The organism is Novosphingobium sp. 11B (assembly GCF_054589055.1).
In genome coordinates this window covers 55576-59265 of the sequence record NZ_BAAILP010000060.1, presented here as the reverse complement: position 1 = coordinate 59265, position 3690 = coordinate 55576, and the positions used below count along the sequence as shown (strand labels likewise).

At 67.1% G+C, this 3690-nt stretch carries 3 protein-coding genes; all 3 read left to right on the top strand.

The window, feature by feature from the left end:
* Positions 1–78: 78 nt before the first annotated feature.
* The 3 genes from ACYPYD_RS05525 (at position 79) to ilvD (ending at position 3636) form a co-directional block, all read left to right on the top strand.
* Entirely contained in the window at positions 79–888 is an 810-nt protein-coding gene (locus ACYPYD_RS05525; protein ID WP_459662377.1) for a 4-(cytidine 5'-diphospho)-2-C-methyl-D-erythritol kinase, read from the top strand.
* A gap of 30 nt (positions 889–918) precedes the next feature.
* On the top strand, positions 919–1662 hold the full coding sequence (locus ACYPYD_RS05520) for an N-formylglutamate amidohydrolase (RefSeq protein ID WP_459662376.1): 744 nt from the start codon (positions 919–921) through the stop codon (positions 1660–1662).
* A 117-nt stretch (positions 1663–1779) separates the two neighbouring features.
* Entirely contained in the window at positions 1780–3636 is a 1857-nt protein-coding gene (gene ilvD, locus ACYPYD_RS05515; RefSeq protein WP_459662375.1) for a dihydroxy-acid dehydratase, read from the top strand.
* The last annotated feature ends 54 nt before the right edge of the window (positions 3637–3690 follow it).

Below are 3690 nucleotides of genomic sequence, written 5' to 3'. Positions count from 1 at the left end.
GTCGTCCCGGATCAAGTCCGGGACGACGGGGCGTAGCATCCCTTGCCTCCTGCCCCCCGCCGCGCCATGGAAGGGGCGATGCTGACCGAAACCGCCTATGCCAAGATCAACCTCGCGCTGCATGTTCGTCGTCGCCGTGAGGACGGGTATCACGAACTCGAAACGCTGTTCGCCTTCGTCGATGACGGCGACCGGCTGAGCGGCTCCCCCGCCGACGCCGACAGCCTCTCCACCCATGGCGAGTTCGCCGCCAAGATCGACGACCCGTTCGGCAACATCGTCGCCAAGGCGCTGTCCACCTTGCCTCATGGCAAAGGCTGGGCCGTCGATCTCGAAAAGCGCCTTCCCGTCGCGGCGGGTCTCGGCGGCGGATCGGCGGATGCAGGCGCGGTGTTCCGCATGGTGGAGCGCAGCGCGGGCCTTCCAGGCGACTGGCAGACGCGCGCTGCGAGGCTGGGCGCCGACGTGCCCGCCTGCGTCCTGTCCACCACCTGCATCGGCACCGGCACCGGCACCGATCTCCAGCCCGTCGAGAGTGACCTCACCGGCACGCCGGTCCTGCTCGTAAACCCGCGCGTGGGCGTGCCTACCGGGCCGGTGTTCAAGGCCTGGGACGGCATCGATCGCGGCGAGATGCCTACCGGCTCCGTCCGCCGGATTGCACTGGAAGGCCGCAACGACCTCGAAGCTCCGGCCATCGCGATCTGCCCCGTCGTGGCCGATGTTCTGGCGGCTTTGCGCGAAACGCAGCCGTTCCTCGCCCGCATGTCGGGCTCGGGCGCAACATGCTTCGCGCTCTACGACAGCGAGGCCCAATTGCAGGCGGCGTGGGATAAGCTGGCCGAAACTCAACCCCACTGGTGGAAAATGGCGGGCAAACTGAGGTAAGGTCGCGGCGCGCAACCTTCGGAGGCAGACTTGGAAACCGAATACCACCGCCTGCTCGGCACGCCCGTTTCGGGCGGCGTTCTGGTCGTATCGGACCATGCCTCCAACCGCGTGCCGGATGACATCGACCTCGGCATAGAGGACGCGCTGCTCGACGAGCATATCGCCATCGACATCGGCGTCGCCGCCATCGCCGAACGCATGGTGCAAGCCGGAACCGCCGCATGGCTCGGCAACGTCAGCCGCCTCGTCTGCGACTTCAACCGCAGGCACGACGTCCCCGGCATGATGCCCGAGATCAGCGACGGCCATGTCATCCCCGGCAACGTCCTCACCGCAGAGGAGCGGCAGGCGCGGGTGGACCGTCTGTTCGATCCCTACCACCACGCACTCGCGGCGCAGTTGCGGGAGACGCCCCCGGCGCTGATCCTGTCGCTGCACAGCTTCACGCCGGGCCTCGCGACGTGCACCAAGCCGCGCCCATGGCAGGTCGGCGTGCTTTACAACAAGGACGAGCGCGCCGCGCGTATCGCGATCCCTTGGCTGGAGGCGCAGGGCTTTGTCACCGGCGATCAGGAGCCGTATTCGGGCAAGCTGCTCAACGCATCGATGAACCGCCATGCCGAGCCTAACGGGCTGCCTTATCTCAGCATCGAGATCCGGCAGGACCTCATCGCCGAGGAAGCGGGACAGGCGGAGTGGGCCGACGTGATGACGCGGCTCTGCGCGGCGGTAGTCGGCCAACTCCCGTCATCCCAGCCTTCGCTGGGATGACGAATGTTCGAAGAAATATAATTGCAAAAACTCACGTTGAATTGAAATCAATCACCGTGTAGGGGCGGCTCCAACACAGCGCGAAAACCCGCGCCCATGACTGCTGGAGTTCCGACAATGCCCGCCCTTCGTTCACGCACCTCCACTCACGGCCGCAACATGGCGGGTGCGCGCGGGCTCTGGCGCGCGACGGGTATGAAGGACGTGGACTTCGGCAAGCCGATCGTCGCGGTGGTGAACTCGTTCACCCAGTTCGTCCCCGGCCATGTCCACCTCAAGGATTTGGGCCAGTTGGTCGCGCGCGAGATCGAGGCGGCGGGCGGCGTTGCCAAGGAATTCAACACCATCGCGGTCGATGACGGCATCGCCATGGGCCATGACGGCATGCTCTATTCGCTGCCCAGCCGCGACCTCATCGCCGACAGCGTCGAGTACATGGTCAACGCCCACTGCGCCGACGCGATGGTCTGCATCTCCAACTGCGACAAGATCACGCCGGGCATGCTGATGGCCGCGATGCGCCTCAACATCCCCGCCGTGTTCGTTTCGGGCGGGCCGATGGAGGCGGGCAAGGTCGTGCTGCGCGGCAAGGAACATGCGCTCGATCTGGTCGACGCGATGGTCGCCGCCGCCGACGAGAGCTACACCGACGAGGAAGTGAAGACGATCGAGCGCTCGGCCTGCCCGACCTGCGGCTCGTGCTCGGGCATGTTCACTGCGAATTCGATGAACTGCCTGACCGAAGCGCTGGGCCTGTCGCTGCCGGGCAACGGTTCGACGCTGGCGACTCACTCGGACCGCGAGCGCCTGTTCCTGGAGGCGGGCCGCGTCGCGGTGGACATGTGCCAGCGCTATTATGAGCAGGACGATGCCTCCGTGCTGCCGCGCAACATCGCCAGCTTCGAGGCGTTCGAGAACGCCATGAGCCTCGACATTGCGATGGGCGGCTCGACCAACACCGTGCTGCACCTGCTGGCTGCCGCGCACGAGGCGGGCGTGGACTTCACCATGGCCGACATCGACCGCCTGAGCCGTCAGGTTCCGTGCCTGTCGAAGGTCGCTCCGGCCAAGGCCGACGTCCACATGGAGGACGTCCACCGCGCCGGCGGCATCTACGCGATCCTCGGCCAGCTGGAGCGGGCGGGCCTGCTGCACACCGACCTGCCGACCGTCCACACCCGCACGCTGGGCGAGGCGATCGAGCGCTGGGACACCAGCCGTACGACCGAGGCTTCGGTCCAGGAATTCTACAAGGCCGCGCCCGGCGGCGTGCCGACGCAGACCGCCTTCAGCCAGTCGGCGCGCTGGAAGGAACTCGACCTCGACCGCGAGAACGGCGTCATCCGCTCCAAGGAGCACGCCTTCAGCCAGGACGGCGGCATCGCGGTGCTCTACGGTAACATCGCGCGCGACGGCTGCATCGTGAAGACGGCGGGCGTGGACGACAGCATCCTCAAGTTCACCGGCACCGCGCGCGTCTACGAATCGCAGGACGCAGCGGTCGCGGGCATTCTTGGCGGCGAAGTCGTGGCGGAAACCGTCGTGGTCATCCGCTACGAAGGACCGCGCGGCGGGCCGGGCATGCAGGAAATGCTCTACCCCACCAGCTACCTCAAGTCGAAGGGACTTGGGAAGGCGTGTGCGCTGCTGACGGACGGGCGCTTCTCGGGCGGCACTTCGGGCCTCTCGATCGGCCACGCCTCGCCCGAAGCGGCGGAAGGCGGCGAGATCGGGCTGGTCGAGAACGGCGACACGATCGAGATCGACATCCCCGGCCGCACCATCAACCTGATGATCTCGGACGAGGTCATGGCGCACCGCCGTTCGCAGCAGGAGGCGCGCGGCGCCGATGCATGGTCGCCGGTGCACCCGCGCCCGCGCAAGGTTTCGGCGGCGCTACAGGCTTACGCGGCGATGACCACCAGCGCCTCGAAGGGCGCGGTGCGCGACGTGACGCAGCTCAAGCGGGGCTGAGGTCGCGGCGCCCCGTGCCTGGTGCGCGGGGACATTTTGGGGTTGGACCGTTTG

What these genes read in the sequence shown, in the direction of transcription:
- ilvD (WP_459662375.1), top strand. Translation starts at nt 1,780, where the DNA reads ATGCCCGCCCTTCGTTCACGCACCTCCACTCACGGCCGCAACATGGCG.
- ACYPYD_RS05525 (WP_459662377.1), top strand. Translation starts at nt 79, where the DNA reads ATGCTGACCGAAACCGCCTATGCCAAGATCAACCTCGCGCTGCATGTT.